General features: G+C 71.0%; 26 protein-coding genes and 1 tRNA gene. 17 read left to right on the top strand and 10 right to left on the bottom strand.

Annotated features, from left to right (window positions below):
• Window positions 1-27: 27 nt before the first annotated feature.
• The 3 genes from ftsZ to D8896_RS10230 all read right to left on the bottom strand — a co-directional run bounded on the left by ftsZ (window position 28) and on the right by D8896_RS10230 (window position 2,155).
• Window positions 28-1,218: a cell division protein FtsZ gene (ftsZ, locus tag D8896_RS10240; protein ID WP_121821994.1), complete on the bottom strand. Its 1,191-nt coding sequence runs from the start codon at window positions 1,216-1,218 to the stop codon at window positions 28-30.
• 2 nt (window positions 1,219-1,220) lie between these two features.
• Entirely contained in the window at window positions 1,221-1,400 is a 180-nt protein-coding gene (locus tag D8896_RS10235; protein WP_121821993.1) for a ribbon-helix-helix domain-containing protein, read from the bottom strand.
• Between the two features lie 218 nt (window positions 1,401-1,618).
• Window positions 1,619-2,155 carry a double zinc ribbon domain-containing protein gene (locus D8896_RS10230; protein ID WP_121821992.1) on the bottom strand — a complete coding sequence of 179 codons (537 nt, stop codon included), beginning with the start codon at window positions 2,153-2,155 and terminating at the stop codon, window positions 1,619-1,621.
• 134 nt (window positions 2,156-2,289) lie between these two features.
• Here D8896_RS10230 and D8896_RS10225 point away from each other — a divergent pair.
• Window positions 2,290-2,363 (top strand) — tRNA-Tyr (locus D8896_RS10225).
• A 334-nt stretch (window positions 2,364-2,697) separates the two neighbouring features.
• Here the strand turns inward: D8896_RS10225 and D8896_RS10220 are convergent.
• Window positions 2,698-3,747, bottom strand: a complete 1,050-nt coding sequence (locus D8896_RS10220; protein ID WP_121821991.1) for an LLM class flavin-dependent oxidoreductase — start codon at window positions 3,745-3,747, stop codon at window positions 2,698-2,700.
• Between the two features lie 490 nt (window positions 3,748-4,237).
• Between D8896_RS10220 and D8896_RS10215 the strand changes: the two genes are divergently transcribed.
• Entirely contained in the window at window positions 4,238-4,585 is a 348-nt protein-coding gene (locus D8896_RS10215; RefSeq protein ID WP_121821990.1) for a hypothetical protein, read from the top strand.
• A gap of 142 nt (window positions 4,586-4,727) precedes the next feature.
• Window positions 4,728-5,009 carry a hypothetical protein gene (locus tag D8896_RS10210; protein WP_121821989.1) on the top strand — a complete coding sequence of 94 codons (282 nt, stop codon included), beginning with the start codon at window positions 4,728-4,730 and terminating at the stop codon, window positions 5,007-5,009.
• 52 nt (window positions 5,010-5,061) lie between these two features.
• Here D8896_RS10210 and D8896_RS10205 read toward each other — a convergent pair whose 3' ends face one another.
• Window positions 5,062-6,090 (bottom strand): LLM class flavin-dependent oxidoreductase, encoded by a 1,029-nt coding sequence (locus D8896_RS10205; RefSeq protein WP_121821988.1) that lies wholly within the window; start codon window positions 6,088-6,090, stop codon window positions 5,062-5,064.
• Between the two features lie 145 nt (window positions 6,091-6,235).
• Here D8896_RS10205 and D8896_RS10200 point away from each other — a divergent pair, with 145 nt between their 5' ends.
• Entirely contained in the window at window positions 6,236-6,889 is a 654-nt protein-coding gene (locus tag D8896_RS10200; protein ID WP_121821987.1) for a hypothetical protein, read from the top strand.
• A 9-nt stretch (window positions 6,890-6,898) separates the two neighbouring features.
• Here the strand turns inward: D8896_RS10200 and D8896_RS10195 are convergent, their stop codons facing one another.
• The 3 genes from D8896_RS10195 to D8896_RS19380 all read right to left on the bottom strand — a co-directional run bounded on the left by D8896_RS10195 (window position 6,899) and on the right by D8896_RS19380 (window position 8,970).
• Window positions 6,899-8,326, bottom strand: a complete 1,428-nt coding sequence (locus D8896_RS10195; protein WP_121821986.1) for an arylsulfotransferase family protein — start codon at window positions 8,324-8,326, stop codon at window positions 6,899-6,901.
• Between the two features lie 103 nt (window positions 8,327-8,429).
• Complete coding sequence (locus D8896_RS19385) at window positions 8,430-8,603, bottom strand: hypothetical protein (RefSeq protein ID WP_162991529.1); 174 nt, start codon at window positions 8,601-8,603, stop codon at window positions 8,430-8,432.
• A gap of 205 nt (window positions 8,604-8,808) precedes the next feature.
• Complete coding sequence (locus tag D8896_RS19380) at window positions 8,809-8,970, bottom strand: DUF7563 family protein (RefSeq protein WP_162991528.1); 162 nt, start codon at window positions 8,968-8,970, stop codon at window positions 8,809-8,811.
• 265 nt (window positions 8,971-9,235) lie between these two features.
• Between D8896_RS19380 and D8896_RS10190 the strand changes: the two genes are divergently transcribed.
• Window positions 9,236-9,847 (top strand): translation initiation factor IF-2 subunit beta, encoded by a 612-nt coding sequence (locus tag D8896_RS10190; protein ID WP_121821985.1) that lies wholly within the window; start codon window positions 9,236-9,238, stop codon window positions 9,845-9,847.
• A 16-nt stretch (window positions 9,848-9,863) separates the two neighbouring features.
• Here the strand turns inward: D8896_RS10190 and D8896_RS10185 are convergent, their stop codons facing one another.
• Window positions 9,864-10,256 (bottom strand): universal stress protein, encoded by a 393-nt coding sequence (locus D8896_RS10185; RefSeq protein ID WP_121821984.1) that lies wholly within the window; start codon window positions 10,254-10,256, stop codon window positions 9,864-9,866.
• Window positions 10,257-10,384: 128 nt separating this feature from the next.
• On the opposite strand from D8896_RS10185, the gene D8896_RS10180 reads away from it, so the two are divergent.
• From D8896_RS10180 to D8896_RS10125, 12 genes are all read left to right on the top strand, one after another.
• Window positions 10,385-11,014 carry an HAD family hydrolase gene (locus tag D8896_RS10180; protein WP_121821983.1) on the top strand — a complete coding sequence of 210 codons (630 nt, stop codon included), beginning with the start codon at window positions 10,385-10,387 and terminating at the stop codon, window positions 11,012-11,014.
• Window positions 11,005-11,907 (top strand): adenosylcobinamide-phosphate synthase CbiB, encoded by a 903-nt coding sequence (gene cbiB, locus D8896_RS10175; protein ID WP_121821982.1) that lies wholly within the window; start codon window positions 11,005-11,007, stop codon window positions 11,905-11,907. Before D8896_RS10180 ends, cbiB begins: the two co-directional genes overlap by 10 nt.
• Entirely contained in the window at window positions 11,904-12,683 is a 780-nt protein-coding gene (gene cobS, locus D8896_RS10170; RefSeq protein WP_121821981.1) for an adenosylcobinamide-GDP ribazoletransferase, read from the top strand. The genes cbiB and cobS overlap by 4 nt, the downstream gene beginning before the upstream one ends.
• A complete protein-coding gene (locus tag D8896_RS10165; RefSeq protein WP_121822059.1) occupies window positions 12,683-13,228 on the top strand; it encodes an NTP transferase domain-containing protein in 546 nt (181 codons plus the stop codon). Before cobS ends, D8896_RS10165 begins: the two co-directional genes overlap by 1 nt.
• The gene (cobT, locus tag D8896_RS10160) at window positions 13,219-14,211 is read left to right on the top strand and encodes a nicotinate mononucleotide-dependent phosphoribosyltransferase CobT (RefSeq protein WP_121821980.1); all 993 of its coding nucleotides are present in this window, start codon (window positions 13,219-13,221) and stop codon (window positions 14,209-14,211) included. Before D8896_RS10165 ends, cobT begins: the two co-directional genes overlap by 10 nt.
• Entirely contained in the window at window positions 14,208-15,218 is a 1,011-nt protein-coding gene (gene cobD / locus D8896_RS10155) for a threonine-phosphate decarboxylase CobD (protein ID WP_121821979.1), read from the top strand. The genes cobT and cobD overlap by 4 nt, the downstream gene beginning before the upstream one ends.
• Window positions 15,211-15,930 carry an adenosylcobinamide amidohydrolase gene (locus D8896_RS10150; protein WP_121821978.1) on the top strand — a complete coding sequence of 240 codons (720 nt, stop codon included), beginning with the start codon at window positions 15,211-15,213 and terminating at the stop codon, window positions 15,928-15,930. Before cobD ends, D8896_RS10150 begins: the two co-directional genes overlap by 8 nt.
• Window positions 15,927-17,237 (top strand): cobyrinic acid a,c-diamide synthase, encoded by a 1,311-nt coding sequence (locus D8896_RS10145; protein WP_121821977.1) that lies wholly within the window; start codon window positions 15,927-15,929, stop codon window positions 17,235-17,237. Before D8896_RS10150 ends, D8896_RS10145 begins: the two co-directional genes overlap by 4 nt.
• Window positions 17,238-17,257: 20 nt before the next feature.
• The gene (locus D8896_RS10140; protein WP_121822058.1) at window positions 17,258-17,875 is read left to right on the top strand and encodes a cob(I)yrinic acid a,c-diamide adenosyltransferase; all 618 of its coding nucleotides are present in this window, start codon (window positions 17,258-17,260) and stop codon (window positions 17,873-17,875) included.
• Between the two features lie 8 nt (window positions 17,876-17,883).
• Window positions 17,884-19,380 (top strand): cobyric acid synthase, encoded by a 1,497-nt coding sequence (locus D8896_RS10135; RefSeq protein WP_121821976.1) that lies wholly within the window; start codon window positions 17,884-17,886, stop codon window positions 19,378-19,380.
• 243 nt (window positions 19,381-19,623) lie between these two features.
• Window positions 19,624-20,397, top strand: a complete 774-nt coding sequence (locus D8896_RS10130) for a nucleotide-binding protein (RefSeq protein ID WP_121821975.1) — start codon at window positions 19,624-19,626, stop codon at window positions 20,395-20,397.
• Window positions 20,394-21,011, top strand: a complete 618-nt coding sequence (locus D8896_RS10125; protein WP_121821974.1) for a hypothetical protein — start codon at window positions 20,394-20,396, stop codon at window positions 21,009-21,011. The genes D8896_RS10130 and D8896_RS10125 overlap by 4 nt, the downstream gene beginning before the upstream one ends.
• Here the strand turns inward: D8896_RS10125 and D8896_RS10120 are convergent.
• On the bottom strand, window positions 20,934-22,514 hold the full coding sequence (locus D8896_RS10120; RefSeq protein ID WP_121821973.1) for a CARDB domain-containing protein: 1,581 nt from the start codon (window positions 22,512-22,514) through the stop codon (window positions 20,934-20,936). The two genes, D8896_RS10125 and D8896_RS10120, sit on opposite strands and share 78 nt — an antisense overlap.

The following is a 22,514-nucleotide window of genomic DNA, read 5'->3' as shown; positions in this document are numbered from 1 at the left end:
CTCCGCGACACGGGACGACGGCCCGGTTCAGCGGATGACGTCCAGCCCGTTGTTCTGGTCGACCTCGGCACGGCCGCCGTCGCTCTGCGCGCCGGTGCCGTGGACGTTGTCGCCGTCGACGTTCTGACTCGCATCGAAGTCGGCTTCGTCGACGCCCTCCAAGCTCTCCCGGGACTTGTTGGCCTGCTTCTGGGTCGTCGGGCCGAGTACCTGGGCGCTCTGGACGCCCGTCATGATCGCCATCACCCGGACCTTGCCCTTGTAGTTCTCCTGGATGCGCGCGCCCCAGATGACGTTGGCGCTGGCCTCCAGCCGCTCCGTGATGTTGTCCGCGATCCCCTCGGCCTCCTTCAGCGTGAGGTCGGGACCGCCAGTGATGTGGACCAGCCCGCCGCTCGCGCCGCGGTAGTCCACGTCCAGTAGCGGGTGGCTCATCGCGTCGTTGACCACCTCGCGGGTCTTGTTCTTGTCCTGGGTCTCGCCGACGAGCATCACCGCGACGCCACCCTGGTTCATGATCGTCGTCATGTCGGCGTAGTCCAGGTTGATGAGGCTGGGCTGGGTGATGGTCTCGCTGATCCCCTTGACAGTCTCGGCGATGATCTGGTCCATCACCGAGAACGCTTTGCCGATCGGGAGGTTCGGAACGTAGTCGAGCAGGCGGTTGTTGTCCAGCACGATGATGGAGTCAGCCTCCTCGCGGAGCTTCTCCAGGCCCTCCTCGGCTTTCACCGTGCGGGCGCGCTCGACGTTGAACGGCGTCGACACCATGCCGACGACGATCGCGCCCTGCTCGCTGGCTATCTTCGAGACGACGGGCGCTGCGCCGGTTCCGGTGCCGCCGCCCATGCCCGCCGTGACGAACACGAGGTCGGCGTCGCCGAGCACTTCCTTGATGGTCCCCTGGGCCATCTCGGTTGCGCGCTCGCCCATCGACGGGTCGCCGCCCGCGCCGAGGCCGTTCGTGAGCGACTTGCCCACGAGGATCTTCGTGTCGGCCTCGATCATCTTCAGATGCTGTTTGTCCGTGTTTATCGCGACGGTTTCGGCCCCGTCGACGCCGATGTTGTACAGGCGATTGACCGTGTTGTTGCCCGCGCCGCCAGCGCCGACGATGACGATCCGGGGGTCCCCGAACTCGTCGTCGTCGCCGTCCACGCTCATCTCCCGTTGCTCCTCCTCGGCGTTTTCGAGTGCGTCCTGGACGATATCCTGCATCGTTACACCTTCGCCCAGGTTCGCTTTCCGGAGCCCTCCTGGGTCTGTTCGCTCTGCTCGTTGATCATGTCGCGGACGGCCGACCGGATCGCCTCGCTCCGGTTCGGAAACTCACCCGTCTCGACTAGCTGTTCCACCTCATCGATCTGCTGTTTCGGGATTCGCAGTGTCACACGCTCCATGGTTGGGTTCCCCTCTGGGTAAGACGCGCGTGTGATGATCTCACACGCAGACTGTCTTACACCTCGTAACCCCGGTACGGGACCGGGACCCGACCACGCACGCCGGGAGTGTAAGACGATCGTCTTACGCGGGTCTACACAACATACCAAATGTAATAAAAGTACCGACGGTCGTATGACACGGCCGTAAACGGTCGCCTCAGGCCCCATCTAGCCCTCTACGGCGAATCGAGCACGTCAGCTGCCGGCGTCCGACGCCCGCAGCTCGGGCAGAACGCCCAGTCGGTCCGGAGCTCGTCGCCGCAGTCACAGAACACCCGATGGGTCGCCTTCTCGCCGCAGTTCGGGCAGTACACGTGCTCCGCGTCGACGTGCTCCCCGCACTGGCCACACGTATTACTCGCGTCGTCGGCCGCCTCCGGCTGCTCTCGCGTGGCCGTCTTACGCGCGGTCGATACCGCCGAGTCGTCCGTCGCGTCGGCCCCGTCGAGCGAGATGTTGACGTTGATGTCCTGTCCGGCGTCCCGCGTGTGCTCCGCGAGCCGTTGCTCGACGATGGCGTCGACGCGCTCGGCGACCAGTTCGTCGATGCTACCGCCGGTCCCGCGCCCGCCCCCGTCGTCGTCAGCGTCGGACGGCTCCCGGTCCTCCAGATACGCCCGGAGCGCACGGCGGAGCACCTCGCTCTTGGAGGCGTCGAACCGGTCGAGTTCGTCGACGAGTTCGTCGTCGGCGCGGAACGTGATCTTGCTCATCGCCTGCTCGTCCCACCGATCTGTCCCCACCTATTTCAATCTTCCCGCGCTGTCTGACACGTGTCTGTCGCCGACGGCGTCGCCCCGAATAACAATCCTTAAGTCCGACTCGGGGACTACGTGTAATCGCCTGCCCGCCCTTAGCTCAGACTGGTAGAGCAGTCGACTGTAGATCGACTTGTCCCCCGTTCAAATCGGGGAGGGCGGACTGAACTTCAACACCCGTGAGCGGTAGCGAACGGTGTTGAATGTGAGGGACAACCGACCCGATTTGAGCACGCCAGACGCAGCGCGCGAACGGAGTGAGCGCGACCGTCTGGTATCTGTTCAAATCGGGGAGGGCGGACTTTTCCTGCGACCCGTCGAAAGGGAGCGACCGGTGAGTGATAGCACGTCCAACCGACCCGATTTGGACATGTGAGTCACAGTCGCGTCGACGGCGAGAACGAGCGCATCCATCGGGTAAAGGTTCGTCTCGGGCTGGAGCCGGTTAGTACGTGACGTCGGCTACCTACGCCGGGGGCCGGACCGAGTCGTTCGGGCTAGGCCTCGGCTTTCATCTCGGCGAGAACGTCGATGACCGCTTCCATGTTGTCGGTCAGGGGATACACGACGGGTTCGGTACAGCCCGCCGCACAGTAGTCACGGATCCGCTCGGCGACGTCGTCCCTGGTCCCCGCAGCCACGATGTTGGTCACGACATCGTCGGAGACGAGGCGCGAGGCCCGTTCAATGTCCTCGGCGGAGGCCGGCCATCCTCCCAACTCCGCTTTGATCCGGTCGGCCTTCTCCTCGTCGATGCCGCACGCCTTCGTGATGTGTGGTTGCTGGCCGATGTACTGAGTCGCGAGACCGCGTGCCGCGTCGATCGCCTCGTCGGGGTCCTCGTCCATCGCGACGGCGATCAGCTGGGGCCGGTCGACGTCGGCCAGACTGCCACCCTGTTTTTCGACGCCCTCTTTCAGCATTTCGAGGCCCCGGAGGTTGTGTTCGGGTGGGATGAGGTAGTTCATGAACACGCCGCCCGCTACACCCTTGCCGACGAGTTCGCCCGTGAGTTTGTGCATCACTTCGCCGGTCGCACCCACGTAGATGGGAACGTCTCTGGGTTCCCGGTCGCCCCGGACGAGGTCCAGTTCGATGTTGTCGACGCTCAGTGTCTGCCCCTCGTAGGTGACGTTTTCGAGTTCGAGGAGGCGGTTCGTGACGGTACAGTACTCCCACATCCGCCGGAGTGGGTTCTCCCGTTCGATCCCGACCTGCGAGGCCAGCGGGTCCCACCAGGCCCCGATACCGAGTTTCATGCGTCCCCCGGAGAGTTCATCGAGCGTCGAGAACGTCTGTGCCATCAGCGCCACGTTGCGCGTATAGCAGTTCGTCACCCCCGGAGCGATGTCGATCTCGTCGGTGACCTGCGTGTACGCCCCCATGACCGTCATCGCGTCCCGAACCAGCCGCGACTCCCCCTGCCAGACGGAGTCCAGCCCCTTGCGTTCTGCATACTGTGCGTAGTGGAGTTCGTCCTCGATCCGGGGCTGTTCCCAGTTCCAGATCCCGGCCCGTGAAAATTCCCGATCAAAAGAGGCTTTCATTTGTACGCTTGTATGGATACATCCCCTATAGATAAATCATATGTGCTCTCGAGGGTGGGGCGCACACGACAGTGGCACCTCCAGAAGTACCGGTATCAAACTGGGTGAGCGTCCCGCTATCGATGAGGAAGGAAGGGGAACGGTGGTTCACAAACGAAAACTGAACTGGGGGTGTTGTGATTGAACATACAATATGTCCCTGCGTATCAATTGCATATTCGTATAGAACCGCACAGCGTCCCGAAACGATGTCTCTCGGTGTTCCGACCCGATTCGAACACGCCAGCCGCAGCGCGCGAACGAAGCGAGCGCGACCGTCTGACAGTTGTTCACATCGGGGAGGGCGGACCTTCTCTTGGGAACAACGGGAGCAGCGAGAGGTCCATCCCGAGATCCGATTTGAGGTTGTGAGTTACGCGCAACGAGGTGAGTACGGCGTCCCAAAGAGATATATCGGTGGTTAGATACAGTTTTGCCACGGTGTTCGGGTGTGAATATTAAGACCCTCTGGAAACCGCTTCTGCTCTACACCGGTCTCTTCGGTCTTCTCACGGTCGGGGCAACGTATCTCGCAACACGGTCGGGGCTACACATACTCGTTTTAGCAGGTGTCGGAGTCGTACTCGCTGCCGTCGGCGGAGGAGCCGCAGGGAAGGTGAACACCGCTCCGACAGAGCACTCGGGCGAGGACTGGATAGAGAGCGGGGATTCGAGCCTGGTGCCACTGTCACCCCGGGGTACGGGGACCGCCCGCCATCTCGTCCTCCTGTTCTACGGGCTCGGCGTGGTTCTGTGGAGCGTCGTCGTACTGGGCACGATGTCCGACACGCTCGTTTGAGCGCGGGTCGACGGACACCGTGAAGATACGGAACTACGGCAGTCGGGAACTCCCGATCCCGCAGCGGCTCGCCCCACGAACGATGCCGACGTGCGCGGAGCTGAGGTTTCAAGTTAGCGACCCGATTACGGGACACCCGAAAGTGTCGATCGAATCCATCACGATCGGCGTCCTGGCGCTGCTCACCCTCGGCGTCGGGTGCGTGTTCGCCGTCCGCGCCGAGGTGGCGCTCGCCCTCCAGGAACGGTTCGCTGAAGCGGTAAGCTGGAAGCCGCCCTCGGAGAACCCCGAGTACTACGACGACCTGCGCGAGCGGCGAGAGTGGGTGTTCCGGTTCGGGGGCACCGTGTTGCTCGTCGTCGGAACGCTGCTGCTCGCGGCCTCGGTGTACGCGATGGTTTTCGTCGACTCGTTCCCGCGGTGAGCGCTGCGGGCTGTGGGGTGCAGTGTTCCGGTGACTCCGGGAGCGTCTCCCGTCAGCGACCCGCCAGTCCGACGGCGTCGGCCAGCAGTTCGTGGGAGCGGAGCGCGTCGTCGTGGTCCGCCACGACGTTCTGGACCATCACCTCGTCGACGCCGACGCGGTCGGCGAGCTGTTCGAGCAGGTCGGCGAGCGTCTCCGGACTGCCGGAGATCGCGCGGGGCCACTCGTCGGCGTCGAGCGTCGCGGGCGTCGGGTCGGGGACGCCGCCGAGTTCGTCGATCGCTTCCCCGACCGACGGTCTGGTGCCGACCTCGCCGCGCGCCATCCGCTGGTACGACGCCTCGGCCACCGCGCGTTGTCGCGCCGCCCCCTCGTCGGTCTCGGCACAGACGGCGTTTATCGCGACCATCCCCTCGGGTTCGTCGAGGCCGTCGGCCAGCCGGGACGACTCGAAGCGCTCGCGGTACGCCTCGAACGCCGGGACGGCGAAGCTCGGTCGGATGAACGCCGCGAAGCAGAAGCGCAGGCCGAGTTCCCCGGCGATCGCCGCGCTCGACGTGCTCGACCCGAGCACCCACGGCACCGGCTCGGCGGCGTCGGACCGGGGGATCGACAGGTCGCCGTACGGGTGGTCGGCCGGGTAGTCGTCGTAGAGGTGGTTGATGACGGCCTCGACCTTCTCGGCGTGGTCCTCGTCGGGGTTCTCGACGTGCCGTTCGGTCCCGAGCGCGCGGTCGGACGCCGGCGACCCGTTCGCACGGCCCAGCCCGGCGTCGATGCGACCGGGTGCGAGCGCGTCGAGCGCGCCGAACTGCTCGGCGACCTTGAACGGGCTGTAGTGGTTCAACAGCACCGCGCCGGAGCCGAGGCGTATCGCGTCGGTCTCGGCAGCGAGGTGGCCGAGCAGCACCTCCGGCGTCGTGCCGGCGAGCGTGTCGGCCATGCCGTGGTGTTCGGCCACCCAGAACCGCGAGTAGCCCAGTTGCTCGGCCTGCTTCGCCGCGGTGACGGTGTTCGCGTAGGCGTCCGTCGCGGTGCCGCCCTCGGGGACCGGCGAAAGGTCGACGAGCGAGAGGTCCATGTCGGAGGTCGGAGCCAGCGCCCGAAAACGGTTCGGCTACCGGCGGGACAGGCGGGATCCGAACCACACGGGAGGGCGTGTCCCCACGGTGGACCGTAGCCGACAGTTACTTGCGGGTTACCTGCGAACACTTCGCACGATACCCATGGCAAACGCACTCACGACCGGGTTTCTGCTCGTCGTCGGGGTAGCGCTGGCGGCGGGTGGGTTCCTGTTTTTCAAGACGGCGCTGTACCTGTTCGGGCTGCTGCTCGGCGCTGGACTCGGCCTGATGGCGGCGGACACGCTGGCGCTGGAGATGACGATGACGCTCGTTGCCGCCGGCGTCGGCGCGGTGTTCGGCATCGGGATCGCGAGCACGATCCGGACGCTGCTGGTCGTCGTCCCGGGCGTGTTGACCGGCGTGGGGGTCGTGATACTGCTCACTGACGTGTCGCTCGCCGAACCGGCGAGCCTGCTCGACCCGATGGTGGCCGGCGGCGCGGTCGCCGGCGTCGTCGCCGCGTGGCTGCTGGAGACCGCGATCCTGATCCTCGTCTCCGCGTCGTGGGGCGCGACGCTGGTCTCGATCGCGCTCGGCGCGTCGCTGTCGGCGTCGCCCGGCGAACTGGACGCGACGCTGTCGAACCTGCTGTCGACGGGTTACTGGGTCGTGTTCGGCGGCGGGATCCTCGCGCAAGTCGCCGTCTGGTACTATCTGCGAGTCCACGTCGACGACGACCAGGACGCCCGGGACGTGCTGCTGCGGAAGGCCGGCAGAACATTCGGCTCCGGCCGGAGCGGTCGGAGTAGCCAGTAGCGCCGGAAGCTACTCCGCTTCGGTTTCTTCGCCGTCACCCTCGCCGGCTGACTCGCCGCGGTAGACGGGCAGCCGGAACCCGATGCCGCGCGAGCGGAGCGCCCAGCGGGTTTCCGCAGCGCCCCACGCCAGACCGGTGAGGACGGCGATCGACGCCGCGCCGAACTCGGGCCGCCCCATCCACACCGGACCGATGTAGATGATCGCGTTGGTCACGCGGGAGGGGAGCAGCCCCCGGACCACGTCGGCGATCTCCGCCATGGCGTCCGCGGCGAGGCTGCCGCCACCGCCGCCGCTCTCGCCGCCGGTCCGGGACTCGTAGCCGAGCGACTGGGCGCTGTGCCCGCCGGCGCTCTCGTCGCCCGTCTCGATCCGTTCGGCCTCGTATGGGTGGGAGAGCTCGACCTCCCAGACGATCTCGCCCTCGGGGTTCACCTCGATGAGGCGCTTGCCGTTCGTGTCGGTGATGAGGGTGTTGCCGTTGGGGAGGCGGTCGGCGTCGCGAGGCCACTGCATCCGGTCGTCGGACCACTCCCAGGTGCGGACCCACTCGCCGTCCTCGCGCTGGAACTCCTCGACGCGGCCGTTCTCCGAGTCGGCGACGACGACCGCGGGACCGCCGCGCTCCTCGGGGATGTAGTCGGGGTTGTGCTGCTCGTACTGGATGTCGTGTGCGCCCTCCGCGCCGAGCGTCCACGACTCGTCTAACCCGGTCTCGGGGTCGATGAACACGACCTGGTCCTGGTTGCGCAGGCTCACCATCACGCGGCCGTCGTCGAGCATGCTCACGTCGTTGATGTGCGCCCAGTCGCCGGGGTAGGGACCGCCCTCGTCGACGGGGAAGTCGCTCTGTGCGTTCCAGGCCCACTCGCGGACGCCGGTCTCGGTGTCCAGCATGAACACCTGGTTGTCCGCCATGTCGGCGATGACGACGTGGTCCTCGTCGACGCGGACGTGGTCGTGCCACTCGGCGGCGTTCTCGCGGTGGTCGTAGCGGGTGAGCACCCGTTCGACCTCGCCGGTCGAGATGTTCGCCCGCTCGATGACGTTGCGGGAACACGGCGGACTCGCGCAGTTCGGTCCCTCGGTGTGGATCGTGTCGACCGCGACGTACTCGACGGTCAGCGACTCGTTCTCGACTGGGTCGACGTCGAAGTACTTCGTGTGGCTGTTGTTGTAGTAGGCGACGCTGCCGTCCGGCGCGTAGGCGATTATCGTGCCGAACTTGGCCGACTCCGTGACGACGGTGTGGTTCTCGGTGGGCGGGGCCTCCGGGACGCCCGCCTCCGTCGCCGTCGTGATGCCGGTCATCGCGCCGTACGCGAGGTACGCGCCGCAGAGGAGGAGGACGACGAGACACGCGACGCGGAGGCGTCGCCGCGTGATACCAGACCGTACCCGGTCGAACGCCTCCCCGACGCCCGATCGTTCGTTCATACCCTCACCTACGCCGGAGGTGTCTTAGAGTTGTTCACTTCGAACGGGGACGCCGCGGCATCGAGTCGAAAGCAGGACGGCGAGTCCGGCGGGACGCGCACCGCTACTCCGCGGTCTCGCTCCAGGCCGCCCGCTCGATCCGGTAGCCGCCACACGTCGGACAGCGCTGGCGCTGTAACTGGAACGATTCGCCGCAGTTCAGACACTGGTAGGGCTGCGAGTCGCTCCCGTCGGTGCTGTCGCCGACGATGCGACGGAGTCGTTCGACCAGACGCACGTGTGAGGACCTCGTACTCGGCGATCGGAACGCCGCCGTCAAAAGTGGCGGTCTTCGTTCAACCGACACACTGCGCCGGGGATCGGGGCGTCTCCCCCACCTCCACGTCAGCGGGGCCGCTGCCGGCTCGCGTCGGATGCTCGGCTCGCCGTCGCTTCCCGTCCACGCTCGCGTCCCCGTCCGCCGGGTGGACGCGGTGGCGAGGCTACAGGCCGGTTCGCGCTTCCACGTTGTCGAGTCCGGCCCCGTTCTTGACCGCGGTCGCCCCGACGCAGTCGAGGCAGCCGTACACCTCGTCCTCGTTCCCCCCGAACACACGGACGAACTCCGGCGTCACGAACGAACCACAGTTGTTGCATTTTGGCATTGTCGTGAACCCAGTCGTGGGACACTCACAGAACGGGTATAGTTATACGCCGGATAACGGCCAGTAAACACCGCCTTACGCCGGGGTTCGCTCACCGATCCGAACTGTTCCGTTACGTTCATCTCGGTCGCAGTCCCGGGGATTGCGGGCGGGTAATCGTGGACCGCACCGGCGGTCAGGCCATCGTGCTCGGACGGTGACACGCCGCCGCACCGCCGCCCGGCCGAAGCGAACTCCCTTTACCTGCCCGGACCGTTGAGAACCCATGGACTACGAAGCCAGCCTCGACCGCGCGATGGACGCGGTCCCCGACTACGCCGGCTCCGACGACCGACTGTCGGTGCCCGACGCGAACGCCCAGAAGGACGGCGCGTTCACGCGGTTCACGAACCTCGGCGAGATCGCCGACGCCCTCTCCCGGGACCCCGAACACCTCCACAGCTCGATCCAGCGCGAGCTGGGCACCGCCGGCCAGTTCGACGACGGCCGCGCGCGCTACAACGGGACGTTCACCGGGAGCGACTTCGACGCCGCCGTCGACAGCTACGTCGACGAGTTCGTCACCTGCTCGCAGTGTGGCCTGCCCGACACCAAGCTGACGACGGAGAACCGGACGCTCATGCTCCGCTGTGAGGCCTGCGGCGCGTTCCGCCCGGTCACGAAGCGCCAGTCCAGCGACACGACCCAGCAGCGCGACGCGGTCGAGGAGGGCCAGACCTACGAGGTGAAGATCACCGGCACCGGCCGCAAGGGCGACGGCGTCGCCGAGAAGGGCGAGTACACCATCTTCGTCCCCGGGACGCAGGAGGGGCAGGTCGTCGATATCTACATCAAGAACATCAGCGGCAACCTCGCGTTCGCGCGGCTGGCGAACTGAGCGAGCGCCCGCGTTTTCACTCGTAGCCCGGCACCATCACCGGCCGGTCCGCGTTGAGGATCACGGCCTGCGTGACGCTGCCGAACAGCGCCTTTCCGGTCGGCGTGTGCTTCCGGCCGCCCATGCAGACCAGGTCGGCGTCGAGGTCCGCGGCGGCGTCGAGCACGCTGTCGGCCGGGTCGCCGCTGTCCTCCCGAACGGTCACGTCGATCCCCTCCGCTTCCAGATAGTCCCGCGCACGGCGGACGCCGGCGATCTGCGACGCCGACGCGCCGGTGGGGTTGTCCGTGAAAGTATGGAACACGGTCGCTTCCACCGATCCTGGCGCGTCGGGCAGGTCCGCGACCGCCTCGGCCTGTCGCTCCGACCGGTCCTCCGCCTCGTCCACGGCCACGAGTACGTGGTACATGTGCGGGCGTTCGACGGCCCGGTTGAAAGGGATTACTTCGATTCCCGCCCCCTCGGAGCGCTCGAAAGCCCGGCCTATCCGGCGTGCCCACCGAGCGATTCAAGTGAGATTGCAATAGCCACACAGAGGTGGCAGTTTCGTTCGACCTCTTCGGGACGCTGGTGGACGCCGACCGGCCCGACGACCCCGGCGCAGCAGTCGCCGCCGAACTGGAAGCACGCGGCGTCGCGGTGCCCGACGACTGGGACGAGGCGTATCGCGAGGGGCACGTCGACGCCCCCCGCGGCGCGGAGGTACCGCTGGCCGCACACGTCAGCGCCGCGCTGTCGAGCAGGGGTGTCAACGCGCCGAACAACGCGCCCCGCCGCGCGGTCGTCGCCGCGTTCGACCCCGAGGTGCGGACCCGCGACGGCGCGGTCGAGGCGGTTCGGGCGGCCGCGGAGCGCGGCCCCGTCGGGGTCTGCTCGAACTGCTCGGTGCCGGAACTCGCCCGGCGGGCGCTGGTCCGGTCGGCGTTCGACCGCGACGCGTTCGACGCCGTCGTCACGAGCGTCGCCTGCGGCTGGCGCAAACCCCACGACCGGGCGTTCGAGGCAGTCGCGGAGCAACTCGATGCCGACCCGGCCGACCTGATACACGTCGGTGACGACCCGCGATCGGACGGCGGCGTCCGGACGCTCGGCGCGACGTTCGTCCACACCGACGAGGTGCCGCTGTCCGAGTTCCCCGACTGGCTGGAGGGTCACCCGTGCCCCTGACCGGGACCGCCGCCGTCGCCGTCGCCGCGGCGCTGGACCGCGTCGCCGGGGAGCCGCCGGACCGGCTCCACCCCGTCGCGTGGTTCGGCCGCCTCGCCGCGCCGTTCGACCGCGAGTGGCCGACGCCGCGGGCCGTGGGGGTCGCCGTCGCCGTCCTGCTCCCCCTGCTCGCGGCGGCGGTCGCCTGGGGCGTCGTCCGCGCGGCGGGCGTCGCGCACCCTGCGGTCGCCGCGCTCGTCGCCGGGGGCGTCCTGTTCGTCGCGACCAGCCTGCGGATGCTCCTGTCGGAAGCGCGAGCCGTCGTCCGCGCGAGCGACGGCGACCCGACCGCGGCGCGCGAGCGCCTGCCGGCGCTGGCCGGGCGCGACCCAGCCGACCTCTCGCCCGCCCACCTGCGGAGCGCCGCCGTCGAGAGCGCCGCGGAGAACCTCGCTGACGGCCTCGTCGCGCCGCTGCTCGCCTTCGCCGCGCTCGCAACGGTCTCGCTCCCGCTCGCGGCCGCCGGCGCGGCGTGGGTCAAGGCCGTGAACACGCTCGACTCGATGCTCGGCTACCGCTCGAAGCCGGTCGGCTGGGCGAGCGCGCGCCTCGACGACCTCGTGATGTGGCTCCCGGCGCGGGCCAGCGCCGTCCTGCTGGCCGTCGCCGCGGCGAACCCGGACGCCCTGCTGAACGCGCGGCGCTGGGCGCGCGCGCCGCCGTCGCCGAACTCGGGGTGGCCGATGGGGACCGTCGCCTCGGCGCTCCAGGTCCGCCTCGAAAAGCCCGGCGCGTACGACCTGAACGCGATGGCGACGCTGCCCGACGCCGAGGCGGCCGGGCGCGGCGTCGCCCTCGTCGGCCGCGCGGGCCTGCTCGCCTACGCCGTCGCGGGGGTGGTCGCGTGGGCGTGAACGGGCCGGCCGGCCGACTCGACCGCGGGGTCGCCGCGCTCCGCGGCGCGGTCGGCTTCCTGACGCGGCTCCCGGTCGGCCACGACGAGCGCGCGTGGACCGCGTTCCGGGCGGCACCCGCCGCGTTCCCCGTCGCCGGCTACCTCGTCGGCGCGCTGGTCGCCGTCCCCTTCCTCGCGAACCCCGTGTTCCCGCCGGCGACCGTCGCGCTCGGCTACGTCGTCGCGGTGTACGCGGTCACGGGGATCAACCACGTCGACGGCGTCGCGGACCTGGGCGACGCCGCGGCCGTCCACGGCGACCCGGCCGACCGCCGCGAGGTCATGCGGGACACGACGGTCGGCGTCGGCGCGGTCGGCGCGGTCGGCGTCGTCCTCCTCGGTCTGGCGCTCGGGGGGCTCGCGCTCGCCGGCGCGCCGTTCGCGGCCGTCGTCGCCGTCGTCGTCGCCGCCGAGGTCGGCGCGAAGACGGGGATGGCCGCCGTCGCCTGCGTCGGGACGGCGACCCACGAGGGGCTCGGGTCGGCGCTCACCCGGAACGCCGCGCCGCGGTCGTTCCTGCTTCCGGCGCTGCTGGCCGCGCCCGCCGCCCTGCTCCCCCTGCCGTCGCTCGCGCCCGCCGCCGCGCTCGGCGGCGCACTCGCGGGGACCGCGGTGGTCCTGCAGTGGGCAAGGGGGGCGCTCGGCGGTGTCAGCGGCGACGCCTTCGGCGCGGTCAACGAGGTCGGTCGCGTCGTCGGCCTGCACGCGGGGGTGGTCGCGTGGACGCTCTCCTGATCTGCGGCGGGAAGGGAACCCGGCTCGACAGCGACTGCGAGAAGCCGCTGTTCGAGGTCGGCGGCCGGGCGATGGTCGACCGCGTCGCCGACGCGCTCGCGGCCAGCGCGGTCGAGACGACGTACGCCGTCACCTCACCCCACGCCCCGGCGACGGCCACACACGTCCGAGAGCGCGGGCTGACGGCCGTCGAGACGCCGGGCGACGGCTACGTCGCAGACCTGACCGCTGCCCTCGACGACAGCCGGGTCGAGTCGCCGGTGCTCACCGTCGCGGCCGACCTCCCGCTGCTCGACGGCAACGCGGTCGACGCGGTGCTCCGGGCACACGACGGCGGATCGCTGGCGGTCTGCGTGCCTGCCGCGCTGAAAGAACTGCTCGGGGTGAGCGCGGACGCCGCGGCGGACGGGCGCGCCCCGACCGGGGTAAATATCGTCGGGGAGGACGAACGCGACGACGTGTACACGACGTACGACGCACGGCTCGCGGTGAACGTGAACCGACGGGGAGACGCGGCGGTCGCGGAGGCGCTGCTGTGCGACTGATCCTCGCCGCGGGGACGACCCGCACGGCCGCTATCGAGGGGGTGAGCGCCGCCGGGGCCGACCCGGACCTGCGTGCCCACACGCCGAGCGCCGACGCCGAGATCGTCGCCTACGGCGAACCGGTGCGCGCGCCGGTCGTCCCGGTGAGTCCGACGGGCTGTCCGACGCCGGCGGTCGTCACCCGCGCGGTCCGGGAGGTACTGGGCTTCGACCTCACCGTCGTCGACGGGGGACTGGCGGAGCCGACCGCCGCCCCGACTGTCACCGTCGGCGCGCGGCCCGGCGACGACATCCGGGAGCCGGACCCCGTCCCGACCGGTCCCGGCGCGTTCGCCGCCGCGCGGCAGTTCGGGCGGGCGCTCCCCGACGACGAACTGCTGGTCGGCGAGACGATCCCCGGCGGAACGACGACGGCGCTCGCCGTCCTCACCGCGCTCGGCGAGGACGTGGCCGTCTCGTCGTCGCTCCCCGAGAACCCGGTCGAGCGCAAGCGCGCGGTCGTCGACGCGGCGCTCGACGCCAGCGACGCCGCGCCCGGCGACTTCGCGGGCGACCCCCGGGGCGCACTGCGGTACGTCGGCGACCCGGTGCTGGCGACCGTCGCCGGGCTGACCGTGGGCGCGCTGGAGACGGACACGCCCGTCACGCTGGCCGGCGGGACCCAGCTGCTCGCCGCCGCGGCGCTGGTTCGGCATGCGGGCGTCGACGCCTCGCTCTCGCTTTCGACCACCTCGTTCGTCGCCGACGACGACGGGGTCGACCTGCCGGGCGCGGCCGCGTCGTTCGACCTCGACCTGACCGTCACGGACCCCGGGTTCGACCGGAGCGACCACGCCGCGCTGGTGCGCTACGTCGCCGGCGAGGCCAAGGAGGGCGTCGGGATGGGCGGCGCGCTCGCGCTGGCCGACCGCGCCGGCGTGCCCATGGCCGAGGTCCGGGAACGCGTCGAGACGCTGGCCGACGAACTGGGGGGCGAGCCGTGAACCCCGACGCCGCGGCCGAGGTCGGTCGGGTCCCACACGGCGGGAGCGACGATCCGGACCTCGTGGACTTCAGCGCGAACGTCAACCCCGAGCGCCCGCCCGGCACGGTCGAGGCCTACCGCGAGGCGTTCGACGAGGTGGGGCGCTACCCGGACGACGGGTATCCGGCGTTCCGCGCGGCCGCGGCCGACGCCGTCGGCTGCGAACCGGACCGCGTCGTGCCGACCGCCGGCGGGCTGGAGGGGATCCGGCTGGCGGTCGAGACGAGCGTGAGCGCTGGTGACTCGGTCCTCGTGCCCGCGCCGAGCTTCGGCGAGTACGCCCGCGAGGTGCGGCTCCAGGGCGCGGAGCCGTCGTTCGTCGCCACCGAGTCGGTGCTCGACGCCGACCCCGCACCCCACGCGCTGGCGGTCGTCTGCAACCCGAACAACCCGACCGGCGAGGCGTTCGACGACGCCGACCTGCGTGACTACGCCGCGCGCTGCCGCGAGACCGGGACGACGCTGCTCGTCGACGAGGCCTTTCTCGGCTTCACCGAGCGCCCGTCGCTGGCCGGGACCGACGGCGTCGTCGTCGCGCGCTCGCTGACGAAGCTGTACGGGACGCCCGGCCTCCGGGCCGGCTTCGCCGTCGCGACGGGCGACCTGCTGGACCGGCTGGCGGCCGCCCGCCGCGCCTGGACGCTCGGCGCGCCCGCGGCGGCGGTCGGGGCCCACTGCCTGCGGCAGCGCGAGTTCGTCGCCGAGACGCGGGACCGCGTCGAGCGCGAGCGGGAGCGACTCCGCGGGGCGCTCGGCGAGCGGTTCGACGTGCGGCCGTCCGCGGCCCCGTTCCTGCTCGTCGACGTGGGCGAACGCGACGTGGCGGAGCTGGTTGCGGGGCTGCGCGAGCGGGGCGTCGCCGTCCGCGACGCGACGACGTTCCGCGGGCTGGACTCGCACGTCCGCGTTGCCGTCCGGACGCCGGACGAGAACGACCTGCTAGTGGAGGCGATGCGGGATGTTTGAGACGGCCGTCAGCGAGGGTGTCACGCGGCTCCGCCGGCCCGGGACGCGCTGGCTCAGCACCGGCTTCGACGGCGGCGAGCGCGTCGCCGACGCCGCGTACAACGTGACCGTCCCGGAGGGGTGGGACCGGACGGACTTGGCGGCCTACGTCGCGGAGCGCCGCGCCGAGGCGGGGTTCGACGGGGACGCAGACGGCCCCGCACTACTGACCGGCGTCGCCCAGCGCCACGCTCGCGGTGCTCGGGCCGGCCCGGTCGAGGCCGTCGCCACCGCGGGGCTGTCGAACCCCGCGCCGCTGGTCGGCGGGAGCGGCACAGGCAGGGATCCCGAACCGGCGGACGGCGACGCCCCCGACACCCCGCCGACGGGCACCGTCAACGTCGTCGTCGGCACGGCGCGCTCGCTCGCGCCCGGCGCGCTCCCGAACCTCGTCGCCGTCGCCGCGGAGGCCAAGGCGGCGACGCTCCTGCGGGAGACGGGCTTTCCCGGCACGACGACGGACGCCGTCGTCGCGGCCTGCGACCCCGACGGCGAGCGCGCCGCGTTCTCCGGGAGCGGGACCGAGGTCGGCCGGGCCGCGCGGGCCTGCGTCCGCGACGCCCTCCGCGCGAGCCTCCAGTCGCGGTACGCCGACGAGGCGACCCCGGAGTCCGTGGCCGACGCCCGGCACGGCGTCGAACCGCTCGGGGAGACGGAGGTGTTCGAGCCGTGAGAGGCGTCGCGCTCGGCGGCACCGCCTCGGGCGTCGGCAAGACCGTGGCGACGCTGGCGACGCTCCGCGCGCTCGACGCGGCGGGGTACGACCCACGCTCCGCGAAGGCCGGACCGGACTTCATCGACCCGAGCCACCACGCGGCCGTCACGGGTCGCCCCTCGCGGACGCTGGACCCGTGGCTGGAAGGGGAGGACGGCCTCCGCCGGAACTACTGGCGCGGCGCTGACGGCGACGACGAGGTCTGCGTCGTCGAGGGGATGATGGGGCTGTACGACGGCGACGCCGCGAGCACGGCGGCCGTCGCGGCGGCGCTCGACCTCCCGGTCGTCCTCGTCGTCGACGCGTCGGCCGGCATGGAGAGCGTCGCCGCCACGGCGCTCGGGTTCCGCGAGTACGCCGCGCGGACGGACGCGGACCCGGACGTGGCGGGCGTTCTCGCCCAGCAGGCCCACGGGGGCCGCCACGAGGCAGGGATCCGCGAGGCGCTGCCCGACGAACTGGCGTATCTCGGCCGGGTCCCGCCGGACGACGCGCTCGAACTGCCCGAGCGCCACCTCGGCCTGCACGGCGGGCGCGAGGTGACGGTCCCGGAGGACGCGCTGGACGCCGCCGCAGAGACGGTTCGTGCGGAGCGGCTGGTCGACCTGGCGCGGACGCCGCCCCGTCCCGAGTCCCCGGAGCCGGCGCGGCCCGCCCGCGACCGCACAGTCGCCGTCGCGCGGGACGACGTGTTCCGGTTCATCTATCCGGCGACGGTCGAGCGCCTGCGCGAGCGGGCCGAGGTGACCACGTTCGCGCCGACAGCCGGCGACGACCTGCCCGAGTGCGACGGCGTCTACCTCCCCGGCGGCTACCCGGAGCTGCACGCGGCGGACCTCGCGGCGAGTCCCGCGCTGACGGCGCTCGCCGACCGCGCCGCCGAGGGCCTGCCGGTGTTCGGCGAGTGCGGCGGGCTGATGGCCCTGGCGCGCTCGCTGACGACCGCGGACGGCGACGAGCACACGATGGCCGGCGTCCTCCCGGCGGACGTGGAGATGTCCGAGCGCTACCGGGCGCTGGACCACGTCGAACTCCGGGCGCGGGAGGGGACGCTGACCGCGGCCGCGGGCGACGCGCTCCGGGGCCACGAGTTCCACTACTCGGAGTGCGACCCGGACCGCGACGCCCGGTTCGCGTTCGAGGTGGTTCGCGGCGACGGGATCGACGGCGAGCGTGACGGGCTGACCGAGTACCGGACGCTCGGCACGTACGCCCACGTCCACCCGGAGAGCGGCGCGTTCGACGAATTCGTCGACGCACTGTGACACCCGACGAGATCCGACCCATGACACGAGACGACGCAACCGACACGGTCGACGCACAGCCGATCGAACCGTCCGCCCCCGATTCGTTCGGGCTGGTCCAGGTCTTCTGGGGCGACGGCAAGGGCAAGAGCACCGCGGCGATGGGCATGGGGTTCCGGGCGGCCGGCCACGGCTACCGGGTCCACATGGTCCAGCTGATGAAAGGCGGGACGAGCACCGTCGAGGACGTGCGCGGCGAGTACAACGCGATCGCCGAGCTGCCGCGGTACTCCTTCGAGAACAGCGGCCACTACGGCTGGCACGGCTTCGGCACCAGCGACGACGACGAACACGAGGCCCGCGCGAAGGGCGGTCTCGCCCGGGCACGGGAACTGGTCGACGACCCCGTCATCGACGGCGAGCGCGTCCACATGCTGATCGTCGACGAGATCCTGTACGCGGCGAACCGGGGCCTCGTCGACCCGGGGGACGTGGTCGACCTGATCGAGCGCAAGCCCGACGACCTCGAACTCGTGCTGACGGGCGGCCACGAGCATCCGGACTACGTCGTCGACCACGCGGACCTGGTGACGGAGATAGGGAAGGAGAAACACCCCATCGACGCCGGGCAACCGGCCCGGAAGGGAACCGAGTACTGACCCGAGGAATGACGCGGACGATACTCGTCGCCGGCACCGCCTCCCACGTCGGCAAGAGCACGGTCGTTGCGGGCCTCTGCCGCCTGCTCGCGCAACGCGGGATCGACGTCGCCCCGTTCAAGGCCCAGAACATGAGCAACAACGCCCGGGCGGTGCCGACCGCCGGCGACGACGCCGACGGGTACGGCGAGGTCGGCGTCTCCCAGTGGGTGCAGGCCCGCGCCGCCGGGGTGCCCGCGACGACCGACCACAACCCCGTCCTGCTGAAGCCCCGCGGCGAGGGCGAGAGCCAACTCGTCGTCCACGGCGAGGCGGTCGGCCACTACGCGGCCGGCGACTACTACGAGGATCACTGGGAGACCGCCCGGAGCGCCGCGGTCGAGTCCCACCGGCGGCTGGCGGCCGAACACGACGTGGTCGTCGCGGAGGGCGCTGGCTCCATCGCCGAGATCAACCTCCACGACCGCGACCTGGCGAACGTCGAGACCGCCCGCTTCGCCGACGCCGAGGTCCTCCTCGTCGCGGACATCGAGCGCGGCGGCGTGTTCGCCAGCCTCGTCGGCACGCTCGAACTGCTCCCCGTCGACGTGCGAGAGCGCGTGGTGGGCTGCGTCATCAACAAGTTCCGCGGCGACGAGTCGCTGCTCGACCCGGGGATCGACGAGTTCGAGGAGCGCACCGACGTCCCGATACTCGGCGTCCTCCCGTACGAGGACCCCGGCCTGCCGGCCGAGGACAGCCTCTCGCTGCCGCCCGTCGGCGAGCGCGCGGTCCGCGGGGCCGACGACGGCGTCGCCGACGCCCGGGCGGTCACCGTCGCGGTCCCACGGACGCCGCGGATCTCGAACGTCACGGACCTCGAACCCCTCGCCCGCGAACCCGGCGTCCGCGTCGCCTACGTCCCACCGGACGCGGAACTGACCGACGCCGACGCGGTCGTTCTCCCGGGGTCGAAAAACACCGTCGACGACCTGCTCACGCTCCGCGACGCGGGCTTTGGCGAGGCCCTGACGGCGTTCGACGGCCCCGTCGTCGGCCTCTGTGGCGGCTACCAGATGCTCGGCGAGCGGATCGAGAACGCAGGCGTCGAGCGGGCGACCGACGGCGCGGACGCCGTCTCCGGCTTCGGCCTCCTGCCGGTCGTCACCGAGTTCTCGCGGAAAAAGCGGGTGACCAGCGTGTCCCGCCGGCTCCACGGTGTCGGGCCGCTCGCCGGCGCAAACGCGACGGTCGAGGGGTACGAGATCCACGCCGGCGAGACCCGTGCCGTCGGCCCCGTCGAGCGGCCGTTCGACGGTCGCGGTGCCGCACGCGGGAGCGTCCTCGGGACCTATCTCCACGGCCTGTTCGACAGCGCCGCCGCCCGGGCAGCGCTGGTCGACCCGCTGTTCGAGGGCGAGCGCCCGCCCACCCCGGTACAGTCGCCGTACGACGCCGCCGCCGAACTGGTCGGGAGCGTCCTCCCGCCCGCCCGGTTCGGGATCGGCCGTCAGAAGGGCGATTGAGGGGGAGATCGGCCAAAAGTTTTACACTAAATCCGGGTTACCGTGGAAGTGTGGCCGTCGCCGTTCTTCCCCCCACCCCCGGCGACGCCACGGCACCGGGGCCGGCTGTTCCCCGGATCGTTCCCCCCCCCCCCCCTTCCCCACCCCCTTTCGGCGTGGGACCCCACCACGCTCCTTTCGGTTGGGAGTTTCGTCTCGGTAGAGGAGAAATTTTAACACGGATACCGACTGTATCGATTGTTGATGGTCGAGGCGTTCGCGGTGGCAAGCGGGAAGGGCGGAACCGGGAAGACGACGAGCACGCTGGCGCTCGGGATGGCGCTGGCCGAGGACCACGACGTGACCGTCGTCGACGCCGACACCGGTCTCGCGAACCTGCTGTTTCACGCCGGACTGGCCGACGTCGACGTGACGCTCCACGACCTCCTGCTGTCGGAGACCGACGCCGGGGTCGAGGACGCCACCTACGACCGGTTCGGGATGCGGGTCGTGCCCTGTGGGACGAGCCTCGCGGATTTCGAGGCGGCCGACCCGACGCGGCTCCGCGACGTGGTGGCGGCGCTCGCAGCCGACGCGGACGTGCTGCTGCTCGACTCCCCGGCCGCGCTGGGGTCGAAAAGCGCCGTCCTCCCGGTCGTGCTCGCGGACCGGATCGTCACCGTCCTCCAGCCGACGATCCCCGCGCTGTCGGACGCGCTGAAGGTCGGCGAGTACGCCCGGTCGTACGGCACGGGGAGCGCGGGCGTCCTGTTCAACAAGGTGCGCGACGAGGGAAGCGTCGAGCGCGTCGCCGAGCGCACCGAGGAGTACTTCGACGGGCCGACGCTGGCGACGGTGCCGGAGAGCGAGGCGGTCCACGACGCACGGGACGCCGGCGAGCCGCTGCTGGCACACGCCCCCGACTCGCCCGCCGCCGCGGCGTTCCGCGAGGCGGCCGACGCGCTGACCGTCCGATCCGGCGACTCGGACGCCGTCGCGGACCGCTTCCGGAGCGCCGTCGTCCCCGACCGGCCATGAGGCTGCCCCGCGGCCAGCTGGTGCGCTCCCGCGTCGTCGGCGACCCGGCGACGGCGCTGTCGACCGCGCTCGACCGGAATCTGACCGGGTACGTCGTGTTCGAGCCGACCGACTCGCTGTTGCTCGACGCGGACGGCCGCGGCGTCCTCACGTTCGAGGCGGGCGTGCCGGTGCTGGCGTACCACACCGGCACCGACGCCGGCGGTCCCGACGCCATCGCCGACTTCGCGGTTCCCGGCCCGTACAGCGTCGAGGTGTTCGAACTCGACCGGACGGCGCTCGCGGACCTTCACGACACCCCGGAGCTCCAAGTGCCTCCGGGACTCCCCGCGGAGCGCCTCGCCGGCGACCCCGGCCTCGCTGACCGCACGCGGACGGCCGCACCGGACGACCGCACCGGGACGGCCGCGGACGCGTCCTCGCCCGTCGCCGCGTTCCTCGACGACGAGGAGAAGGTCGCGGCGATCCGCGAACAGGCGCGGGCCGAGGCGCGAGACAGGGCCGAGGAGTGGGGGCTGACCGACGAGCTTGCCGACTCACCGGGCGCGGTAGCCGACGACCGCGGCGACGGCGACGGCGAGGACCGCGCCGACGATCAGGGTCGGCGGGACTGAGCTGTCGGAGGGCAGGTCCGCCACGCCGCCGCTTCCCTCGACGACGAGTTCGGTCCGGGCGTCGTCGACCGTGACGGTGTACGTTCCCGGCGACGCCACGGATCGGGTGAACGTCACGCGCCGGTCCGCACCGGGCGGGACCCGAACCGACCGCCGGTCGACCGTCTGGTCGAACATGGTGAGCCGTGCCACGTAGGTCCCGTTGCCCTCGCCGTCGTTCGTCACCGTTGCCGTGATCTCCACGTCCTCCCCGGGGGACGCCGTGTCGGCCGACAGCGACAGGTCGGTCACCCGGATCGACGGCTGGAGCGCGCCGACCGCGACGGGCGCTGTCCCCTCTGCGTCGGTCGTGCGGAGCAGCACCTCCCCGCCGCGACGCTCCAGGTCGCGGTCGAGTCGTCGCCACTCGCCGTCGCGGTACTGGAACAGGGCGAGGTCGCCCGGGTGGACCGGCCGGTCGGCGAGCCGGTCGCGGTCGACGGCGAACGTGTACTCGACGCCGTCGAGGCCGCCGTCGTCGAGGGCGTCGCTCTCCGGCGTGACCGCGAACAGCGGATCGGCCGGGAGCGCCGTGTCGGCCGCCGCGCTCGCGTTGGTCCGGTTCAGGCCGAACTGGAACCACGAGCCGTCGCCGTGGTCGACGGCGACCCGGTCGACGCCGACGCCGGCGTCAGACGACAGCGCGGGGCGAAACGTCGTCCCGTTGGCCGCCGTAGCGTTGCGAACCGTCGCGGCGAAGCCGTCGGTCCCGTTGGCCGTGACGTGGGTCGATGCGCCGCTGCACGTCCCGGGCCGTATCGTCACCGGGGTGGTTTTCGACAACTGGATCGTCCGCCCGTCGGCGCTCCGGAGCAGCCAGTCGTTTATCGTCGTCGGCGTGTCGAGCGTCCAGTAGGGTGCCGCCTGATTGAACGCCGGGTCGACGGTGACCGCCTCGTAGTCGCCGCGTTCCAGCCCGCGGAACGCGCCGCCGTCCGTCCGGTTGCTCCCCCACCACCAGTCGGCCCGGGCCGACGTGCCGTCGTGCGTGAAGTTGTCCATCCGGGTGGTGTAGTTGTCGTCCCTGACGGCCCACTCGCCCGCCGGCGAGACGCCGGAGAGCCGCATCGTCGCGACGCCGCCGCCGACCCCGCTGCCGGCCTCGCCGTGGACGAAGACGACGCTGCCGCCCTCGCTACCGTCGTAGAGGAACAGCTGGCTCTCGTCGAACTCCTGGTACTCGCGGGTCCCCTGTGAGCTGTACAGCCCGGTGTGGAGCCCGTACTCGTAGAACGCCGCGACGCTCTCGGTGTCGTCGCCGAACGGCGTCACCTCGACGCAGTTGCCCCCCTGGGTGACGGCGTAGGTGTCGACGTCGGGCGGCGCGTCGCGCTCCTGTCCGTCGGCCGGGCCGGGCGCGCCGACCGCGCCGGCCGCCGGGAGCGCCGCCAGCGCCCCCGCGACGGCGATGGTCGCGAGGACGAGCGATACGAGTCGGTCGTCGGCGTGGCTGGATCCCCCCAT

Origin of the sequence: Halostella salina (genome assembly GCF_003675855.1) — an archaeon.
GTDB classification, from domain to species: Archaea; Halobacteriota; Halobacteria; order Halobacteriales; family Natronoarchaeaceae; genus Halostella; species Halostella salina.
Note: the sequence above shows the minus strand (reverse complement) of the source record. Positions and strands in the feature narration are given on the sequence as shown.

Excerpts from the sequence above, each read along its gene's own strand:
- D8896_RS10120 (WP_121821973.1), bottom strand. The coding sequence starts at position 22,514 with ATGGGGGGATCCAGCCACGCCGACGACCGACTCGTATCGCTCGTCCTC.
- D8896_RS10195 (WP_121821986.1), bottom strand. The coding sequence starts at position 8,326 with ATGAACGAACGATCGGGCGTCGGGGAGGCGTTCGACCGGGTACGGTCT.
- D8896_RS19380 (WP_162991528.1), bottom strand. The coding sequence starts at position 8,970 with ATGCCAAAATGCAACAACTGTGGTTCGTTCGTGACGCCGGAGTTCGTC.
- D8896_RS10150 (WP_121821978.1), top strand. The coding sequence starts at position 15,211 with ATGTTTGAGACGGCCGTCAGCGAGGGTGTCACGCGGCTCCGCCGGCCC.
- D8896_RS10205 (WP_121821988.1), bottom strand. The coding sequence starts at position 6,090 with ATGGACCTCTCGCTCGTCGACCTTTCGCCGGTCCCCGAGGGCGGCACC.
- D8896_RS10200 (WP_121821987.1), top strand. The coding sequence starts at position 6,236 with ATGGCAAACGCACTCACGACCGGGTTTCTGCTCGTCGTCGGGGTAGCG.
- D8896_RS10185 (WP_121821984.1), bottom strand. The coding sequence starts at position 10,256 with ATGTACCACGTACTCGTGGCCGTGGACGAGGCGGAGGACCGGTCGGAG.
- D8896_RS10130 (WP_121821975.1), top strand. The coding sequence starts at position 19,624 with ATGGTCGAGGCGTTCGCGGTGGCAAGCGGGAAGGGCGGAACCGGGAAG.
- D8896_RS10140 (WP_121822058.1), top strand. The coding sequence starts at position 17,258 with ATGACACGAGACGACGCAACCGACACGGTCGACGCACAGCCGATCGAA.
- D8896_RS10125 (WP_121821974.1), top strand. The coding sequence starts at position 20,394 with ATGAGGCTGCCCCGCGGCCAGCTGGTGCGCTCCCGCGTCGTCGGCGAC.
- D8896_RS10230 (WP_121821992.1), bottom strand. The coding sequence starts at position 2,155 with ATGAGCAAGATCACGTTCCGCGCCGACGACGAACTCGTCGACGAACTC.
- D8896_RS10235 (WP_121821993.1), bottom strand. The coding sequence starts at position 1,400 with ATGGAGCGTGTGACACTGCGAATCCCGAAACAGCAGATCGATGAGGTG.
- ftsZ (WP_121821994.1), bottom strand. The coding sequence starts at position 1,218 with ATGCAGGATATCGTCCAGGACGCACTCGAAAACGCCGAGGAGGAGCAA.
- D8896_RS10190 (WP_121821985.1), top strand. The coding sequence starts at position 9,236 with ATGGACTACGAAGCCAGCCTCGACCGCGCGATGGACGCGGTCCCCGAC.
- D8896_RS10135 (WP_121821976.1), top strand. The coding sequence starts at position 17,884 with ATGACGCGGACGATACTCGTCGCCGGCACCGCCTCCCACGTCGGCAAG.
- D8896_RS10220 (WP_121821991.1), bottom strand. The coding sequence starts at position 3,747 with ATGAAAGCCTCTTTTGATCGGGAATTTTCACGGGCCGGGATCTGGAAC.